This window comes from Pseudoxanthomonas sp. LjRoot206 (genome assembly GCF_056175725.1).
Genome location: NZ_JBGFFI010000006.1, coordinates 123,883 through 141,597, shown reverse-complemented (window position 1 = coordinate 141,597; position 17,715 = coordinate 123,883). Strand labels below are relative to the sequence as shown.

16 protein-coding genes are annotated in these 17,715 nt (G+C 62.9%); 8 read left to right on the top strand and 8 right to left on the bottom strand.

Annotation, left to right across the window (positions count from 1 at the left end; translation table 11 throughout):
* Window positions 1-22: 22 nt before the first annotated feature.
* Window positions 23-853, top strand: coding sequence for a DUF4198 domain-containing protein (locus AC04MD_RS18245; RefSeq protein WP_046932602.1), 831 nt, complete (start codon window positions 23-25; stop codon window positions 851-853).
* 104 nt (window positions 854-957) lie between these two features.
* On the opposite strand, the gene AC04MD_RS18240 is transcribed toward AC04MD_RS18245, so the two are convergent.
* From AC04MD_RS18240 to AC04MD_RS18220, 5 genes are all read right to left on the bottom strand, one after another.
* The gene (locus AC04MD_RS18240; protein WP_046932604.1) at window positions 958-4,098 is read right to left on the bottom strand and encodes an efflux RND transporter permease subunit; all 3,141 of its coding nucleotides are present in this window, start codon (window positions 4,096-4,098) and stop codon (window positions 958-960) included.
* Complete coding sequence (locus AC04MD_RS18235; RefSeq protein WP_046932607.1) at window positions 4,095-5,609, bottom strand: efflux RND transporter periplasmic adaptor subunit; 1,515 nt, start codon at window positions 5,607-5,609, stop codon at window positions 4,095-4,097. Before AC04MD_RS18235 ends, AC04MD_RS18240 begins: the two co-directional genes overlap by 4 nt.
* The gene (locus tag AC04MD_RS18230; protein ID WP_184578737.1) at window positions 5,606-6,910 is read right to left on the bottom strand and encodes a TolC family protein; all 1,305 of its coding nucleotides are present in this window, start codon (window positions 6,908-6,910) and stop codon (window positions 5,606-5,608) included. Before AC04MD_RS18230 ends, AC04MD_RS18235 begins: the two co-directional genes overlap by 4 nt.
* A gap of 74 nt (window positions 6,911-6,984) precedes the next feature.
* Window positions 6,985-7,380, bottom strand: a complete 396-nt coding sequence (locus AC04MD_RS18225; protein ID WP_046933519.1) for a hypothetical protein — start codon at window positions 7,378-7,380, stop codon at window positions 6,985-6,987.
* Window positions 7,381-7,517: 137 nt separating this feature from the next.
* Entirely contained in the window at window positions 7,518-7,778 is a 261-nt protein-coding gene (locus tag AC04MD_RS18220) for a heavy-metal-associated domain-containing protein (protein WP_162337844.1), read from the bottom strand.
* 169 nt (window positions 7,779-7,947) lie between these two features.
* On the opposite strand from AC04MD_RS18220, the gene AC04MD_RS18215 reads away from it, so the two are divergent.
* From AC04MD_RS18215 to AC04MD_RS18200, 4 genes are all read left to right on the top strand, one after another.
* Window positions 7,948-10,380: a heavy metal translocating P-type ATPase gene (locus AC04MD_RS18215; RefSeq protein WP_279911751.1), complete on the top strand. Its 2,433-nt coding sequence runs from the start codon at window positions 7,948-7,950 to the stop codon at window positions 10,378-10,380.
* Window positions 10,380-10,847, top strand: coding sequence for a Cu(I)-responsive transcriptional regulator (gene cueR / locus AC04MD_RS18210; RefSeq protein ID WP_201417330.1), 468 nt, complete (start codon window positions 10,380-10,382; stop codon window positions 10,845-10,847). The genes AC04MD_RS18215 and cueR overlap by 1 nt, the downstream gene beginning before the upstream one ends.
* A gap of 335 nt (window positions 10,848-11,182) precedes the next feature.
* Window positions 11,183-12,184: a zinc-dependent alcohol dehydrogenase family protein gene (locus tag AC04MD_RS18205; protein WP_046933530.1), complete on the top strand. Its 1,002-nt coding sequence runs from the start codon at window positions 11,183-11,185 to the stop codon at window positions 12,182-12,184.
* A gap of 26 nt (window positions 12,185-12,210) precedes the next feature.
* Entirely contained in the window at window positions 12,211-12,603 is a 393-nt protein-coding gene (locus AC04MD_RS18200) for a tautomerase family protein (RefSeq protein ID WP_046933516.1), read from the top strand.
* Window positions 12,604-12,671: 68 nt separating this feature from the next.
* On the opposite strand, the gene AC04MD_RS18195 is transcribed toward AC04MD_RS18200, so the two are convergent.
* The gene (locus AC04MD_RS18195; RefSeq protein WP_052759651.1) at window positions 12,672-13,274 is read right to left on the bottom strand and encodes a YkgJ family cysteine cluster protein; all 603 of its coding nucleotides are present in this window, start codon (window positions 13,272-13,274) and stop codon (window positions 12,672-12,674) included.
* Between the two features lie 328 nt (window positions 13,275-13,602).
* Here AC04MD_RS18195 and AC04MD_RS18190 point away from each other — a divergent pair, with 328 nt between their 5' ends.
* From AC04MD_RS18190 to AC04MD_RS18180, 3 genes are all read left to right on the top strand, one after another.
* On the top strand, window positions 13,603-13,875 hold the full coding sequence (locus tag AC04MD_RS18190; protein ID WP_046933515.1) for a BPSL0761 family protein: 273 nt from the start codon (window positions 13,603-13,605) through the stop codon (window positions 13,873-13,875).
* Window positions 13,876-13,877: 2 nt separating this feature from the next.
* Window positions 13,878-14,639: an SseB family protein gene (locus AC04MD_RS18185; RefSeq protein ID WP_475498670.1), complete on the top strand. Its 762-nt coding sequence runs from the start codon at window positions 13,878-13,880 to the stop codon at window positions 14,637-14,639.
* 400 nt (window positions 14,640-15,039) lie between these two features.
* Window positions 15,040-15,681, top strand: coding sequence for an SseB family protein (locus AC04MD_RS18180; protein WP_475498669.1), 642 nt, complete (start codon window positions 15,040-15,042; stop codon window positions 15,679-15,681).
* Between the two features lie 221 nt (window positions 15,682-15,902).
* Here the strand turns inward: AC04MD_RS18180 and AC04MD_RS18175 are convergent, their stop codons facing one another.
* Together AC04MD_RS18175 and AC04MD_RS18170 are read right to left on the bottom strand one after the other, a co-directional pair.
* Window positions 15,903-16,295 (bottom strand): hypothetical protein, encoded by a 393-nt coding sequence (locus AC04MD_RS18175; protein WP_448243861.1) that lies wholly within the window; start codon window positions 16,293-16,295, stop codon window positions 15,903-15,905.
* Between the two features lie 278 nt (window positions 16,296-16,573).
* Window positions 16,574-17,578: a glucokinase gene (locus AC04MD_RS18170; RefSeq protein ID WP_475498668.1), complete on the bottom strand. Its 1,005-nt coding sequence runs from the start codon at window positions 17,576-17,578 to the stop codon at window positions 16,574-16,576.
* Window positions 17,579-17,715 lie beyond the last annotated feature (137 nt).

Below are 17,715 nucleotides of genomic sequence, written 5' to 3'. Positions count from 1 at the left end.
CGATCCCAAGGAGCTACACATCATGAGAAACACGCAACTATCTGCCGCACTACTGCTATTCGCGGTGGCCGGTAGCGCCGGCGCGCACGACCTGTTTGTCGCTTTCTCCAAGCCCGGCACCGCAGCGGGCGAGGCGAACACCGCCCTGGTCAACAACGGCACCTTCGATGAAAGTGCTGGCGCAGTCACCCGGGCGCGTCTACAGAACGTTTCGCTGAGCCAGGGTGGCGCCAAGGCGGCCCCGGACTTGGCCAGTTGGAAAGAGGTCGGCAAGCAAAGCCAGCTCACCGTGCATCCGGCGGGCGAGGGCACCTATCTGCTAGGGGTCTCGACGATGGCTTCCACCAGCACCCGTACGGCCAGCGAGTTCGGCAAGTACCTGGAGTTGGAAGACTTGCCCGATACCTTGGCCACCTATGATGCGAGCAAGTTCCCCAACGGGGTCACCTACAGCTATACCAAGCATGCCCGCGCCATTGGACAAGTAGGCACGAAACTGACTGACGACTTCGCCGCCTCGCTGGGCTATCCGTTGGAGATCCGCCTGGCCCGCAATCCTGGAAGCGTGAAGGTCGGCGAACAGCTGTCGTTCCAGGTACTGCAGCAGGGCACGCCAGTGCCCAACCTGCGCGTGTACGTCGGCCATCGCGCTGACGCACCGGTCAAGGGCGGGCACGGTAGCGCCACGCTGCTGCGTACCGATGCCCAAGGCCAAGCCAGTTTCAAGGTGACCTCCGCCAAGACCTGGTACATCCACACCAATCACATGGTGCCCTCTACACAAAAGAGCTTGGATTTTGTGTCGGATCGGGCGTCGCTGAGCTTTGATATTTCCCCGCACGCCGGGCACTGATAAGTAAGCACGTAGGCGGTACTCTCCCCTTTGACGCCAGTCATGACTTCTTCCATGACTGGCGTCTTTTTGTGGGGACGCACCTCAAGTGCTCAGTCTGTCTCTCATTGGTCGCCCCGCGCCGCGCGCAGTCCACGTCGCCGCACCAGATAGAACGCTGCGGGAATCACCACCATGGAGAGCACCGGTGCGGTGAGCATGCCACCCAGCATCGGCGCGGCGATACGTTGCATGACCTCCGAACCGGCACCGGCACCGATGAACAGCGGAAACAAGCCGGCCAGGATGACGGCCACCGTCATCGCCTTGGGGCGTACGCGCTGCACGGCACCTTCGTAGATAGCTTCTTGCAGAGTCGACACATCTTCCGGCGCACCGCTGGCCAAGCGCTGCTCCCAGGCATGGCGCAGGTACAGCAGCATGATGACGCCGAACTCAGCGGCAACGCCGCCCAGGGCGATGAATCCGATCATGCTGGCCACCGAAATCGCATGGCCCAGCCCCCAGATCAACCAGAAACCGCCCACCAATGCCAAGGGCAAGCTGAGCAGGATGATGGATACATCGCTGAGCCTGCGGAACACCATCCAGATGACCAGGAAGATGATCGCCAACGCCGCGGGCACCACCCACTGCAGGCGTGCCAATGCCCGTTGCAGGTACTCGTACTGCCCTGACCAGGCCACCCCATAGCCGGCAGGCAAGCTCACCTGGGACTGCACCGCGGCTTGCAGGTCCTGGACCACCGATCCCAGGTCGCGATCGGCCACATCCACGTAGATATAGCCCACCAACCGGCCGTTATCGCTCTTGAGCATCGGCGGGCCTGGGCTGACCGACAGCTCCGCCACCTGGCTCAAGGTCAGTTGCACACCGCCTGGCGCGATCAGCGGCAGATCCTGCAAGGCCTGCAACGAGTCACGCTGGCCACGGGGGTAGCGTAAGACGATGGGATAGCGCTCGCGCCCCTCGATCGTTTCCCCGATTGGATCACCGCCAACGACCGTGGCAATCAGTTGCTGGAGTTGGCCTTGCGTGAATCCATAACGTGCAGCGATCTCCGGGCGCACCTGTACATCGACATAGCGCCCGCCGGTGACGCGTTCGGCCAGTGCCGAACTCACGCCGGGCACAGTCTTGGCCACCTGCTCGATCTGCTGGCTCAGGCGTTCGATCTGCTCCACATCCGGTCCGGAGACCTTGATCCCAATCGGGCTTTTGATGCCGGTGGCCAACATATCGATGCGATTGCGAATGGGCGGTACCCATAGATTGGTCAGACCGGGAATCTTGACCGCGGCATCCAATTCCTGGCGTAGCTTCTGAGGGGTCATGCCCGGGCGCCATTGATCCCGCGGCTTGAAGGTCACGGTGGTCTCAAACATTTCGATAGGTGCCGGATCGGTCGCACTTTCGGCACGGCCCGCCTTGCCGAACACGTGCTCGACCTCCGGTACGGTTTTGATCATCCGTCCTGAGAGCTGAAGCAACTGGCGCGCCTTGTCAGCTGACAGGCCTGGCAGCGCTGTGGGCATGTACAACAGGCTGCCTTCTTCCAAGGGCGGCATGAACTCACTGCCCAGCCGGCTGAAGGGGATCAAGGTGAGCACCAGCAGCAGGCCGCTGAGCAGCAAGGTGACACCGGGATGTTTGAGGACCCACAGCAGGATGGGCCGGTAGCCGGCGATCAGGATGCGATTGATGGGGTTCTGCTGTTCCGGGCGGATGCGGCCGCGGATCAGGTAGCCCATCAGCACGGGGATCAAGGTCACCGACAACCCTGCTGCGGCGGCCATCGCGTAGGTCTTGGTGTAGGCCAGGGGCGAGAACAATCGCCCTTCCTGCGCCTGCAGGGCAAAAACCGGCACGAAGGATAGAGTGATGACCAGCAAGCTGGCGAACAGGGCCGGTCCGACCTCGGCCGCCGAGCGGGCCATCAACTGCCAGCGCTCCTCACCGTGGGGTTCCCGGCCGTGCGCTTCGCGCCAGTGCTCCAGGTGCTTGTGTGCATTTTCGATCATCACCACCGCTGCATCGACCATCGCACCAATGGCGATGGCGATGCCGCCTAACGACAGCAAGTTGGCGGAGATTCCCTGGGCGTGCATCACGATGAAGGCCGCCAGGATACCCAAGGGCAGGGTGATGACGGCCACCAACGCCGAGCGTAGGTGCCACAGGAACAGCAGGCATACCAGCGCTACGACCAGGAACTCCTCGCCAAGCTTATGGGTGAGGTTGCGCACTGCATCCTGGATCAGCTCGGAGCGGTCGTACACCGGGACCACTTCCACGCCCTCGGGCAAGCTGGATTGCAACGCCTGTAGTCGCGCTTTGACGTTCCGGATGGCCCCCAAGGCATCCTTGCCGGTGCGCAGGACGATCACGCCGCCGGCCACCTCACCTTGACCATCCAACTCTGCGATACCACGACGGAAGACCGGCCCCCGACTGATCGTGGCCACCTCGCCGAGCAAGACGGGGATGCCGTCGTTGCCGGTTACCGGCACCTGTTCGAACGCCTCCTGTGTGCGCAGGTAGCCTTCGCTACGCACCATCAGTTCGGCTTCGCCTTGTTCGATCACCGAGCCCCCGGTAGCGCCGTTGGCCGCATCCACCGCCTCGATGAGCTCAGCCACCGTGAGTCCACGGGCCGCCAACGCCTGCGGATCGGGCTGGATCTGCCAGGCGCGCACCGCACCGCCCACACTGGCTACCTCAGCCACGTCCGGCACGGTTTTTAGCTCATAACGAAGAAACCAGTCCTGCAACGCACGCAGCTGCCCCACATCACGTTGACCGGTCCGATCCACCAAGGCGTACTGGTAGATCCAGCCGAGTCCTGTCGCATCAGGACCCAGCGCCGGATTCACGTTCGGCGGAAGTCGATCGCGCACCTGGCTCAAGTACTCGAGCACTCGAGAGCGTGCCCAGTAAAGATCAGTGGCATCGTCAAACAGGATGTAGACGAACGAATCACCGAAGAAGGAGAAGCCGCGTACCGCCTTCACGCCCGGCACGGACAACATCGTGGTGGCCAACGGGTAGGTGACCTGATCTTCGATGATGCGCGGAGTTTGCCCCGCCCATTGCGTGCGGATGATGACTTGGGTATCGGACAGGTCCGGCAGCGCATCCAGCGGCGTGTTCTTTACCGACCAGATGCCGACCACCGCCAGCAGCGCGGCGGCAACCAGCACCAGCACGCGATTGGCGATGCAAGCATGGATCAGGCGCGCGATCATGGCGTGCCCTCCATCGCTTCGGGCATGACCTCGCTTGCCCGGCAATCGGCGGCTGCGGCGGGGCCAAACTTGGGTACCAACAGCATATCCATGAACGGTGACTTGCCCGGCTTGTCGAAATGCTTCTCCGGCACCATCGGGTCATACCAGTACTGCACCGGGCAGCGCGGCGGCGTGGAGGTAGAGATCTCTGGCGCGACAGGCGCAGGCTGTCTGGACGGTGACGGCACGACAGTGCGTGCGTCGTGCCCGGCGTCATGGCGCTCGTGTACACCTGATGCGCTGGCAGGGCTTGTCGGTTGTGCAGCGCCCAGGCGTTCCAACGCACCGGAGAGACTGGCTTCAGAGTCGAGCAGGAACTGACCGGAAACCACCACGCGTTCACCACCGGCCAAGCCTGCCACGATCTGCGTGCGCCCTTGCACGCTGCGTCCGACACTCACCCGCACTGGCCGGAAGCTCCCGTCCGGATCCTGCACGATGACCCGGCTGTCCCGCCCAGTGGCGATCAGCGCCTCCGTGGGAACGACTGGCAGGGCCTGCTCGGCATCGGGCTGCACCAGAACCTCGGCGAACATGCCCGGCACCAGCCGACGCTGCGGGTTGCGCAGCACAATTCGCGCCCGCTGCGTGCGACTAGCCATGTCGACCTGGGGAAGCAATGCCTGTATCCGTCCGGCAAAGCGCTCTGCCGGCCATGCACTGACCGTGGCCTGCACTGAGGACCCCGGTCGCAAGGTGCCCAGCGCTGCCTGGGGCACCGAGGCCTCCAGCCACAGCGTGTCCAGCCCATTGATCTTGAACAGTGGCGTACCGGGCATCACCGTCTGCCCCTCGCGTGCAAAGATCTCGGTCACGACACCATTGTGGTCTGCGCCAAGCACGACGCCACTTCTGACCGAGGCGCCAGAAGGAACGCCCAACGAACGCAACCGTTGGTGCGCGGCGCCCTGTAGCTCACGCGCGCTCGCGGACTGAGCTTGGCTCAGCGCATGGGCTTCGGCGATGGCGGCGTTCCATGCCGGGGCCTGCACCGTGGCCAGCGCTTGACCACGACGAACCTCGGTAAACGGCGCCTTTACCTGCACGTGGGTGATCAAGCCTTCCATGCGCGCACTGACCACGGTTTCCTGGGTCAGATCCCACGTCAGCGTGCCCGGCACGCGTACGGCACTTCCTAGTGACTCTACCGCCACTTCTTGAGTGCGTATGCCCACGTTCTGCTGCAGGCGCGGATCGATCTGCGTTCCGCCCCCCATGGCCTCATCTGCGTATTTGGGCAGCAACTCCATATCCATGAACGGAGATTTGCCCGGCTTGTCGAATCGCTGCTCCGGCGCCATGGGGTCGTACCAGTACAGCACCTTGCGTGCTTGATCTGCGCCGCTCTTGCCGGTGGGCGGGGTGGTATCAGAGGTTCGAGTCATCCAGGCATAGCCGCCGGCAAAGCCGAGCGCGAGCAACCCGAGGGCCACGGCGAGTTGTGTGAGACGCGTTTTGGTCGGGCTCATGGCGTGTTCTCCTCATGGGGCAGCAGATAGGCCAGTGCCGCCCAGGCACGGCCCTGTTCGCCCAGCAGGCGGGCGTTCTCCAGTTGCAGTTCGATCTCATCGCGCCGCGCTTCCAGCCACGGCTGCAGGTCGGCACCGGCGCCGTAGGCAGCCAACGCTGTGCGTGCACGATCGCGCGCCAAAGGCAGGCTCTGCGTGTTCTGACGCTCCAACTGGCCGGTTAACCCGCGCCATCGCGCCATCGCGCGGTGTACCGACTCGGCTTGGATGCGCCGGGCCTCATCGCGCTCTGCCGACACCGCCTCCAGCTCGGCCCGTCGCGCCGCGATGCCTCGTGCTTGGCGGTTCTTCTGGAACAGCGGCAGACCCACGCCCACTTCCACCATGAGCATGTTGCTGCGCGCCATGCCGTCGGGTGCGCGCTCGCGACGTCCGTAGGTGAGTTCCACACTCCAATCCGGGCGGGTTTCGGCCACGGCCGCATCCACCTGGGCCTGGGCTAAGCTCTGGCGTGCTTCCCAGCCCAGTAGTGGCGTGTGCTGGTCCAGTTTGGCCAGCAGTTGGGCGGGCTCCAATGGCAACTGCGAAAAATCCGGCGCCGTACCACTGGCCAAGATCGCCTCTGGTGCCACACCCAACCACCGCACCAGGCCGGCCTGCGCCGCAGCATGCTCCGCATGTACCTGGTCCAGGCGATTTTCCAACTGCAGTAGGGCGGCCTGAGCGGCAAGCACGTCACTAGCCCCGGCCGTGCCGCCTGCCAAGCGAGCACGCGCCGCACGCTCGGCGATGCGCGCCGGCTCGCGCAAACCTTCCAACGCATCTACGGCTTGCTGCGTACTCCACAGCTCGATCCAGGCCTGCGCGGTCGCTTGGACCACCATCTGCTGTTCGGCCATCGACAGTGAGCGCGCTTGCGCCAGCGTCGCTTGCGCCAGCGCTTGCTCGGCACGTCGTTTCGCACGCGCAGGAAACTCCTGCATCAGACCGACTTGCTGGGTAGTCATCTCATCGGCCCGCAGGCTGAAGGCATCGGGTCCGCTGACGGGCCAGTTCGCAAGCCCCACGATCAAACGTGGGTCGGGCAGCGCGCCAGCACGCGCGGCTTCTTCGGTACTGGCATCGATCTGGGATCGGCGCACCTGCAGGGTAGGGGCGTTAGCAAGCGCCCGTTGTAGGGCTTCTGTGTAGCTGATCGGGATTGCGGGCGGTGCTGCCACCACAGGACCACTGAGGGCCAGGGCAAACACGAATCCACACGCCATCCTGCGCCTTGCACGCAAGAAGAAAGACATCTCCATAAGACCTCCGGACAAACGACAACGAGCGCGCTGCAACGCATGCAGCACGAGCACGGGTCAATCCAGGAGGGGGCTTAAATCAGCAGGCTACAGAAGCGCTGCAGGGGAGGCGGATCGGACACGCACACCGGAACATCCCGATAGAACTGCGCGTGTACCGGTGGCAACAGAGCCTGCACCAGCGCGAAGGCGACCAGCGCCGGCTGGTAAGGCACTTGAGGGGCCTTCGCATCGGCCGTGGCGATGTGATCGCGCTGGCAATGCTGGTCGCACAACGCCGGAGCATCGGGATCCGGCGCGGACATCTCTTCGCAACCGACCATCAGGGTCGCTCGTCCGGCTTCCACCGATTCCAACGGACAGGCGTAGGCCACCAGTGCCAGCTGCTGCAACAGCAGCGCCCACAGTCCCAGCCATGCCAGTCGGGCACGAGGACGGGGGCGCCGCCATCGCCTCAGCAGCTTCACCATGACCGCTTCCGCACGCCCGAAGCAGCGCCTGCGGACGCTGGGCGGATCAGGGCAGGGGACGTGTGAGCTCTCATGATGGCCAGTCTAGCCCTCTTGGGGCCGACGGGCATTGATCAGGATCAAGCCCTTGCGTGGCCTCAGCGGTGGCATCCGCCGCAGCAGGAGGATGCAGCCGGGGTGGGTGGCGTATCGGCCTCAGAAGGGAGCACGGCGGCGATCACATAGCCTTGCCGCTGGATGGCCTCCACCGCCTGTTCTACGGCAAGCAGGCCCTCGATCTTGACCATGCCACTGCCCAGATCGACGTCCACCTGGGCCTGGGGCTCAACGGCCTGAATGGCTTGGGTGACCGTCCGGACACAATGACCACAGGTCATACCTTCAACAACGAGATTCATGGACAACCCTCCAAAAGCATCGGCGGTTTGCCGACGGTGTCACGATGGGCCTTCCCACGGTGGGAAGGTCAAACGACAGGCAAGTTCAGTGATGCCCCGTCCCGCGTTGTTGACCTTCCCATCATGGGAAGGCTCAGGCTACCTGCTCGTTCCTATTGGTCCTTACTCCATGGACATAACGCTCACTTCGCCGCCGCCGGCGCCTACGGACACGCATCGCTTTGGCGTCGCCGGCATGACATGCGCCTCATGTGTAGGCCGGGTAGAACGCAGCTTGCGGGCCGTTGCCGGCGTGAGCGATGCGTCGATCAATCTGGCAACAGAAGTGGCCGAAGTCACCGCGCCGGCAGCCGCGTTTCCTGCCTTGATCGCGGCGGTGAAGCAGGCTGGCTATGAGGTTGCCAGCAAGGAGTGGGATCTGATCATCCAAGGGATGACCTGCGCTTCATGTGTGGCACGGGTAGAGCGTGCGCTGCGCGCTGTGCCGGGCGTGATGGAGGTGTCGGTCAATCTGGCCACCGAGCGCGCGCGCATACGCGCCACGTCACTGGTGGAGGTCGCATCCCTGGTTGCCGCTGTCAGCGCAGCGGGTTACCGCGCGATCGAACCGCAGACTCCGGAAGGCAACACCGATACAGCATCGGCGCGCCAGACGCTCAGTGGTGACACCCTCAAACTGTTGATCGCTGCGGTCCTCTCCCTGCCGTTAGTCGTCCCGATGCTGGGATGGGTCGCAGGGCAGCATTGGATGCTACCTGGCTGGCTGCAATTCTTGCTCGCAACGCCGGTGCAGTTCTGGATTGGCGCGCGTTTCTATCGCGCTGGATGGCACGCCCTGCGCGCTGGCACGGGCAATATGGATTTACTGGTCGCTTTGGGGACCAGTGCCGGTTATGGGCTGAGTGTCTATCACTTGTTCAATGATGCCGGACACCACGGCGATGCCGCGCTGTACTTCGAGACCTCGGCGGTCATCATTACCTTGATCCTGCTGGGCAAGTGGTTAGAGGCCCGCGCCAAACAACAGACCACGCAAGCGATCCGGGCCTTGCAAGCACTGCGGCCAGCCACCGCACGCGTGTATCAGGACGGACAAGAGCGCGAGGTTGCCATTCACGAGGTTGCCGTCTCGGACATTGTCAGTGTGCGGCCAGGCGAGCGCATCCCCGTGGATGGCGTGATCTCGGAGGGCCGCACGCACGTCGATGAGTCCCTGATCACCGGGGAGTCCATGCCCGTGGCGCGCGGGGAGGGCGATCGCGTCACCGGTGGGGCTATCAATGGCGAAGGCCGCATCCTGGTACGCACACTGGCAATCGGCGCCGAGACCGCGTTGTCTCGGATCATTCGCCTCGTGGAGGATGCACAGGCCAAGAAGGCACCTATCCAGCGAACCGTGGATCGGGTGAGCGCGATCTTCGTGCCGGTGGTGATCGGCCTGGCTTTGCTCACGCTGCTCGGGTGGGGGTTGGGAACGGGTGATTGGAACCAGGCGATCCTGAGCGCGGTAGCGGTGCTGGTCATCGCATGCCCATGCGCGCTGGGATTGGCGACCCCGACCGCGATCATGGCCGGCACCGGCGTGGCCGCCCGAGCGGGCATTCTGGTCAAGGATGCCGAGGCGCTGGAAGTGGCACGTACCGTAAAGGTGGTGGCCTTCGACAAGACAGGCACGTTGACCCAAGGACGTCCTGTACTGACCGAGGAGATTGCCACCCGTGGCCACGCAGCCGATCTGTTGCCGTTGGCGGCGGCCCTGCAGCAAGGCAGCGAGCACCCCTTGGCCAGGGCCGTATTGAGCGTGATGGGCCAGCGCGCCATTCCGCTCGCACGCGATGTGCAGGCGGTGCCTGGCCGCGGCATCACCGGCACAGTGGATGGCAGGAACCTGTTGCTGGGCAGTACCCGCATGATGCTTGAGCATGGCGTGGAGCTCACAGCATTGCAGACCCGGGCCGAACTACTCAGCCAGACCGGCCACACGGTGTCATGGCTGGCAGAGCAGGGCACCGATCATCCGCAGTTGCTCGGCATACTGGCCTTTGAGGACCCGCCGCGTCTGGGTGCAGCGGCGGCTGTTCAACGGCTGCACACGCTGGGTTTGCGCACCGTCATGATTTCTGGCGACAATCCCGGCGCCGCCGCCTCGGTGGCAAAGGTGCTGGGCATCCAAGAGGTGCGCGCCAATGTATTGCCTGAGCAGAAAGCTGCGTTGGTCGCTGAGTTGGCTCAGTCGGCACCGGTGGCCATGGTCGGCGATGGTGTCAACGATGCGCCAGCGTTGGCTGCTGCCAACCTGGGGGTGGCCATGGGAACCGGTACCGATGTGGCGATGCATGCCGCTGGGGTTACCCTAATGCGCGCTGAGCCGGGTCTGATCGCCGATGCCATCGACATTTCCCGCCGCACGACCCGCAAGATCCATCAGAACCTGTTCTGGGCCTTCGGTTACAACGTGGTCGGGATTCCTCTGGCGGCCCTGGGCTTGCTTGATCCGGTCATCGCCGGCGCAGCGATGGCCTTGTCCAGCGTGAGCGTGATTGCCAACACGCTGCTGTTGCGCCGTTGGCAGCCAACCAAGATCGATGTGGGAGAGGCATGATGGCAACCAGACGCAGCTCCAGGGCACTGCGACCCGAACTGGCCGACGCGCGCGAAGCCGGATTGCATAACATTGGCGAGGCCGCCGCGCTCAGCGAGGTCAGCGCCAAGATGATTCGCCACTATGAGGGGATCGATCTGATCCCTCCGGCCAGCCGCACCTTTGCTGGCTATCGCCTCTACACCGATGCCGATGTGCACAGGCTTCGGTTCATTCGTCGTGCCCGCAACCTGGGATTTTCCATCAAACAAATCCAATCGCTCCTAGGCTTGTGGAGCGATGACCGGCGAGCCAGCGCCCAGGTCAAGAAACTGGCCCAGGGCCACATCGACGATCTGCAGATCAAGATTACCGAGATGCAGGCCATGCAGCGAACGCTACGCGACCTAGCAAGTCGATGCCATGGCGACAACCGCCCGGAATGTCCGATTCTGGACGATTTGGCGAGTCCGACGAACGGGCATTGACGTTGCCACAGTGGGAAGCCTGACGCTGGCTATCCCTGCTGGTTGGAGCAGCAACGCATGCATCGACTACATATCCCGGCCATGGCTTGCAGCGCATGTGTGGCACCCATTCGACGTGCGCTGATGAGCGTAGACCCCTCGATGCGGGCGCAGTTCATGCCGGACCAACGCCGCATCAGTCTCGAAACCCGCCGTCCGCTTGAGCTGATAAAGCAAGCACTCAGCTCGATCGGCTATCCGGCCCATATTGTTCATTAATGGCGTCATCAAAGAATGCGTTGTGTCATTGCGCCATCTCGATCGCCACCTCTCACCAAACTCGCCGAATGAGCCTCATGCACGCCTACCGCATCATCCGTGGACAGGGTCCACAAAGCCTTCATAGAATCGAGGTTCCGCCCTCGTCCTTGGGTGAGAACCAGGTGCTACTGGCCGTCAAGGCCGCCTCGCTCAACTACCGCGACTTACTCGTTGCTCACGGTCAGATGGGGGCCGGCGAAGCCCGCATCCCATTGTCGGATGCCGCCGGACAAGTAGTAGCTGTCGGTTCGGCGATCACCGACTTCTCCATCGGTGATGCCGTACTCCCCATCTTCTTTCCGCGATGGACTGAGGGATTTCCCAGCGAGCAGGCGCTGTCCCTGTCGCTGGGTGGCAACATCGACGGTGTGCTGACGACACATCTGGTGGTCGATCAAAGCGCATTGGTGCACGCGCCACGCACTCTGTCATGGGAGCAAGCTTCTACGATCGCCTGCGCAGGGGTCACTGCCTGGCACGCGTTGTTTGAGTTGGGCGCGCTGCCCGACGGTGCACATGTGCTGATTCAGGGCACCGGCGGCGTGTCTACATGGGCGGTCCAGCTCGCGTTGGCAGCCGGCTTGCGCGTCACGGTGCTCTCTGGGAGGGAAGAGGGCATCGAGCACATGGTGGCATTGGGGGCACACGCTGCCATCAACTACAACACCGATCCCAACTGGGATGAAACGGTGCTCCGCACGACCGGCGGCGTAGATCTGGTGATGGACATCGGTGGAGCCGGCACGATTGCTCGCTCGCTGCGAAGTCTGCGCCCCGGCGGCCAAGTCGTGACCATCGGTGGCGTCGCTGGCGGATTTGCATTGAGCATCGATCCATTCTCACTCATCGGCGGAAAGTCGCTCACCGGGGTGGTAGTGGGTTCCAAGAAAATGACCAAAGCCCTCATCCGCTTCATCGACGAACACGCCATCGTGCCGGTTATCGACACCATCTTTCCTTTTGCTGAAGCTGCTGCCGCGTTTGCGCGCATGGAACATGGAAGGCCCATCGGCAAAGTGGTCATCGCCATCAACTAGCCTCTCGGCTTCACACGAGCACCTTCATGCCTCTGATCAACATCAAAGTCTCAGCATCTTCGTCTCCCGCGCTGACCGCAAAGATATCTACACAGGTGAGCGATCTGACCAGCCGGATTCTAGGAAAGAAGGCGGGCCTGATCGCGACGATCATCACGTACGTCCGGCCTGAAGATTGGCTGATCGGAGGAAAGACGCTGAGCGAGATTGGCGTCTCAAGCTTCTCGCTGGAGATCATCGTGACGGATGAGACCAACACCAAAGCGGAGAAGGCAGAGTATCTTGCCGAGGTATTCGCCTGCTTTGAGCGCCTGTTAGGCCCCGTGCACCCGACAAGCTATGTACATGTCCACGATGCGCGCGCCTCGGCCTATGGCTACGGTGGGCGTACGCAAGAAGCGCGGTTCCATCAGTCCTGACATTCCCGTTGCACGCATATCTCGCACGAAAGGGCGCTGTCCGGACAAGTTTTCAGGCACTCCCGTGCCTAGGAGCTTTCGCCGGGTACTGCAAAGATCTGTCTGATGTCCATGGGAGTCGTGCGGCCATCTTTTGCTACGAGCTCATGAAAAGCTTCTTGAACTTTGGAGAGTTGGGCCATCGGCAAAGTGATCTCGCCCGATCTGACCGGATCGCACCAGAACGCCGTGTTGGTCAACGCAACATGCTGGCGGCAAACCATTGGACGGTCCTCGTAGATCGAACATTGCTCCTGGATGAGAAAGGGGCAGGGCGAACCATGGAAGTCGGCGCTAGGAAGCGACTTCGGCAATCGAGAATGCGAGGAGCGCTTCTCAATAAGCTCGGCCTCAACGGGATAAAGGTGCACCGGGTAGTGGCAACATGCCGAGCAGCCCGCACTGCATGCGACATATGGAGCCATCGCCGCGGACAGGATCTCCATTTCCTTGTGCAAGGCGCGCAGCTTTTTTATCGGGCTTCCAGGCAAGGCGGCCAGCCGACTGGCCAAGCTGGCTTCTCTGTCTTGGGTTTCCATCGGAATGCCAGTAAGCATTCGATCGAAATTCGCCTGGGCATTCTTCTTGGCCTGAGCAGGATCGCGCTCTGAGTCATCCGTTTGCAGCGTCATCGGTGCTCCTCAAGCGTGCCGGGTTCATCCTCAAAACCTACCAAGCCTGCGCCCATCATGCTCGCGGAACTGAAGGCTATCAGGGTTGGAGCGTCCGGCGCGGGCTAGCCGCAACGTGAGCAAGACACCGATCGAGGGCGGAGCCATTCAGACACCAGACTCACCAAAACGGCCACGCTGCGGTTTTACATAAGCGACGTTATGCGAAGTAAGTTATTGATTATACCGGATTAATTTGGAAATCGCAAGGTCTGTAGTTGCACCGTGCGCTAGCCGGCCACAGACGCGATAAGCTAAGCATTCCTTAGTTCCAGCCATTCTTGATGTCATGACGACGCCATCTGAGCGCACCCGCAATGTGTTGCAGGCGGGCGCGTTCCTCCGGCAGCTAGCGGCCAGCCAAGCCGTGCCCAAAGAGGTGCGGCAAGAGGCATATCGACTGCTGCGGCACTATCCAACCGTCAGCGACATCGAGGCGATTGCTGAGCACGAAGAGCGGCTGCGAGCGCTGACCCAGTCGGCCTTCGTACGACCCTACCTGAGCAGCGAGATCGAGGCGGATTGGTTCTCCGGATACCCGCTTGGCCCTCATCGCATCTGACTATGAAGCAACCGAGCAGGCCGCGTGCAAGAGGGACTACGTCCGCAGAGGCAGCGCTGGAGGCTTCCTTTGAACGGGCCCGCGACAGCGCAGCCGAGGAACGCGCATTCTTCAAGCGACTGATGGATGCGATCGTGTACGTGCATGCGCCCGTCTCGGATGACGCGCGGACACTGCGGCTGGTCCAGTTCCGCCATCCTGACGGTTTCGATGCGATCCCCTTCTTTACCTCGCTCGACAAGGCGCAGGCGGCCAGTTCGGCTGCTGTCAGAATTCTGGGAGTTCCAGGCCGTGAGCTGCTAACCGGTACTCGCGGCGCTACGTTGATGCTCAATCCCAACGACGACGGCGTTGTCCTCTACCCGGAAGAGGTTGCGGCATTGTTGGATACGGGCTTTCTGGCCAGGGTGGAACGGCTGGAGCCGGCGGAGTTCGCGGTGGGACCTGCCCAAGCCGCACCGGCTTGGCTCGCTCCGGCCATCAGCGGCAGCCTTGAACACGCCGACTTCGTCTCGTCGGCGTATCTCCTGGAAACTCACTCGTCGGGGGGCGTCGAACAGCCTCCCGGTCTGTTGATCTGGCTGGTGGTCGACCTGGCTTTCGCCGAGCGGGCGGCTCGTCTGGTGACCACCGCCATACAGCCCTTATGCTCAGATTTGGACGTCATCATCGACTTGGCGGTCCACGACGTATCGCAGCCTTTGCCGGCGGGCCTGGATGATCCCCAGATCGTGCCCATGTTCACGAGAATCAAGCCAACTTGAGCGCAGCTCATCGGCCTATGAGCCCTGAAGACAAACTGCTAGCACTCCTTCCGGAATTGACCGAGGAAGAGAAGGATCGGCGGACCCGCGAAGGTATCGCCGACGTCGACGCTGGACGTACGATCCCGCACGAGGAACTACTGCAATGGATCAGGCGATGGTCGGAGCCTTCTTGAGGGTTTCCGTTGGGTCAGGAGCGTGGAAACTCTTGAATCCAATATTCAAGAAGGGCACGCGTGCCTAAGCAGCACTTCAGAAATGCCTGGGTCACGCGGCTTCTGGTTCGATCAAGCCTAAGTCTGTAATCCACGCACTGCCTGACGTCGAGGGGTGTTTCCTCGTTGAATCATGGTGTTAGAGCCGATTCGGCTGTTTTTCTCACGAATCCCTGCCGACCCTCATGGATGCGATCGTGTACGTGCATGCACCCGTGTCGGACGACGCGCGAACACCGCGGCTGGTCCAGTTCCGCCATCCTGACGGGTTCGATGCGATCCCTTTCTTTACCTCGCTCGGCAAGGCGCAGGTAGCCAGCTCGGCGGCGGTCAAAATTCTGGGCGTGTCCGGCCGTGAGCTGCTATCCGGTACGCGCGGGGCCACCTTGATGCTCAATCCCAACGACGGTGGCGTTGTCCTCTATCCGGAGGAAATCGCGACGTGGCTGGATAGGGGCTTTCTGGCCAGGGTAGAACGGCTGGCGCCGGCGGAGTTCGTGGTGGGACCTGCCATCGGCGCACCGGCTTGGCTCGCTCCTGCCATTAGCCGCAGCCTCGAGCACGCCACCTTCGTGTCGTCGGCGTATCTGTTGGAAACGCACGCGTCAGCGGGCACCGAACAGCCGCCTGGGCTGTTGATCTGGCTGGTGGTCGAGCTGGCCTTCGCCGAGCGGGCCGCGCGGCTGGTGACCACCGCCATACAGCCTTTGTGCGCCGAGGTGGACGTCATCATCGACGTGGCGGTCCACGACGTCTCGCAGCCGCTGCCGGCGGGCCTGGAGGATCCCCAGATCTTGCCCGTGTTCACGAGAATCCCGCCCACCTGAGCGCAGCTCACCCGTGCCATGAGCCCTGAAGACAAGCTACTAGCACTACTTCCGGAATTGACCGAGGAAGAGAAGGATCGCCGGACCCGCGAGGGTTTGGCCGACGTCGACGCCGGACGGACGATTCCGCACGAGGAACTGCTGCGATGGGTCAGGCGGCTGTCGGCGCCTTCTTAAGGCTCAGGAGTGTAGAAGCGGGACGCAGTAGCTGAATATGTGAGTTAGAACCCACCCGCATTGCCATCTTCAATGAACTCAATGCGGGCCGCCTCAAGGACAGCCTGCGGATCGTGTGCGAGCACCTCGGCCGGACACTCCCCGTTGAGAAGCACATGCGGGGTAAGAAACCATTCGACTTCACTCCAGCCGGTGGGCGAGCGGTGCTTATCGAGGTAGCCGCCGTGGTCCCGCATGATACGCAGCATCTCTGAGAAGTGAGCAACGGGCCATCCGTCTTGCTGAAACTGCCACGCGGGGAATCGGTAGTGGGGCTGGGGGTCGGTGAGATACACCCCGAGCAGCTGCCCAGACTTCCGCATCTCGGTAGCGCCCTCGCCAAGGTCTTCTGCCGTGGCCCAGTTCCTGGACAGCTCGGTGCGCCGTGCTGCGGCCATCGCTAAGATCGATGTTGGGTCAGGCACGCCTGGACTTGAGGTCATGGATCCGTTCCAAATCGGGGCGGCATCAGGCTGCGACGTGCGAGAACCAGGGCCGTCCAGTAAAGCTGTGACATTTCCTGAAGTGGTCTAGATCGGGAAATGTCACAGATTTACCGGCCGGGATGTAACAGATATACCGATCCCGCCATGAACTGTGCCAGCCGACGCCATGCCCGGACGTGCCACGGCTCATTTCGCATAATGCCTATTATGTCCGAGGCAATATGGGGAACTCATCGATCTTTCGTGTTCTGCCGATACCAGGCCACCGCCCCCAGCAACCCAAGCTGCCCGTGCTCCACTCGCCACACCGGCACCCGTTCCAGTTGCTCGGTCATCACGCCCTTGTTGAGGTAGCGCTGCAGGAAGCGGCCGTCGTGCAGGAACTGCGGGATGTGCGCGGTCACGCCGCCGGCCAAGTAGACGACGCGGGCGCCGAAGATGATCGCCAGATCGCCGACCACGCTGCCCAACCAGCCGCAGAACGTCTCCAGCGTTTCCCGGGCCAGCGCGTCCGACGCCGCGGCGGCGACCAGCGCACCGGCGTCCGCATGCACCGGCGTCGCGTCGCGAAGCTCGCACAGGCACCGGTAAAGATTCATCAGACCAGGTCCGGACAGCACATGCTCGTTGTGCAGATACGGCCGGTCCTTCAGCAGCCGCCGCACGATGTCCAGCTCCAGCGCGTTGCCGGCCGCCAGTGACGCCTGGCCGACCTCCGTCGGCAGCACCCGTGGCGGCTGGCCTTCGATCCAGACCGCTGCGCCCAGTCCGGTACCCGGACCGATTACCAGGGCCGGCGACGACGTGGTCGACACGGTCGATGGCGTCAGCGACGACAGCGTGTCGGGCGCCAGCGTAGGCACCGCATTGGCGACCGCTTCGAAATCGTTGATCAGCTGCACCCAGGCCAGTTCCGCACCTGCGCGTGTCTGTTCCACCGACACCGCCCATGGCAGGTTGGAATTGATCAGACGGTCGCCTTCGAGCACGCCCGCGATGGCCACGACCGCACCATCGCACGGCGTGCCGGCCGCGTAGTCGTGCAGGATCGAGGCAAGGTCCGGATGCTCCGCGCAGTCGTAGCGCCGGTATTCGTGGATCTCGTTGTCGCCGTCGGCGTCGATCCACCCGAGCCGTGCATACGTGCCGCCCACATCCGCCACGATGATGCGGGTGGAAGTCGAAACATCCTGGGAGGAATCGGTGGGAACGCCCGCCGGCACCTTGCTCGTCATTACCGTGCCCGCCATGCGATCGCCACGTTGTCCGGAGTGTTCAAGAACGCGCCAAGGATATCGCGTCGCCGCATGCCTTGGCATCGCGGACGCCCGCCTCACCTGCCGCCCTCTCCCTACGCCACGGTACGTCCGGC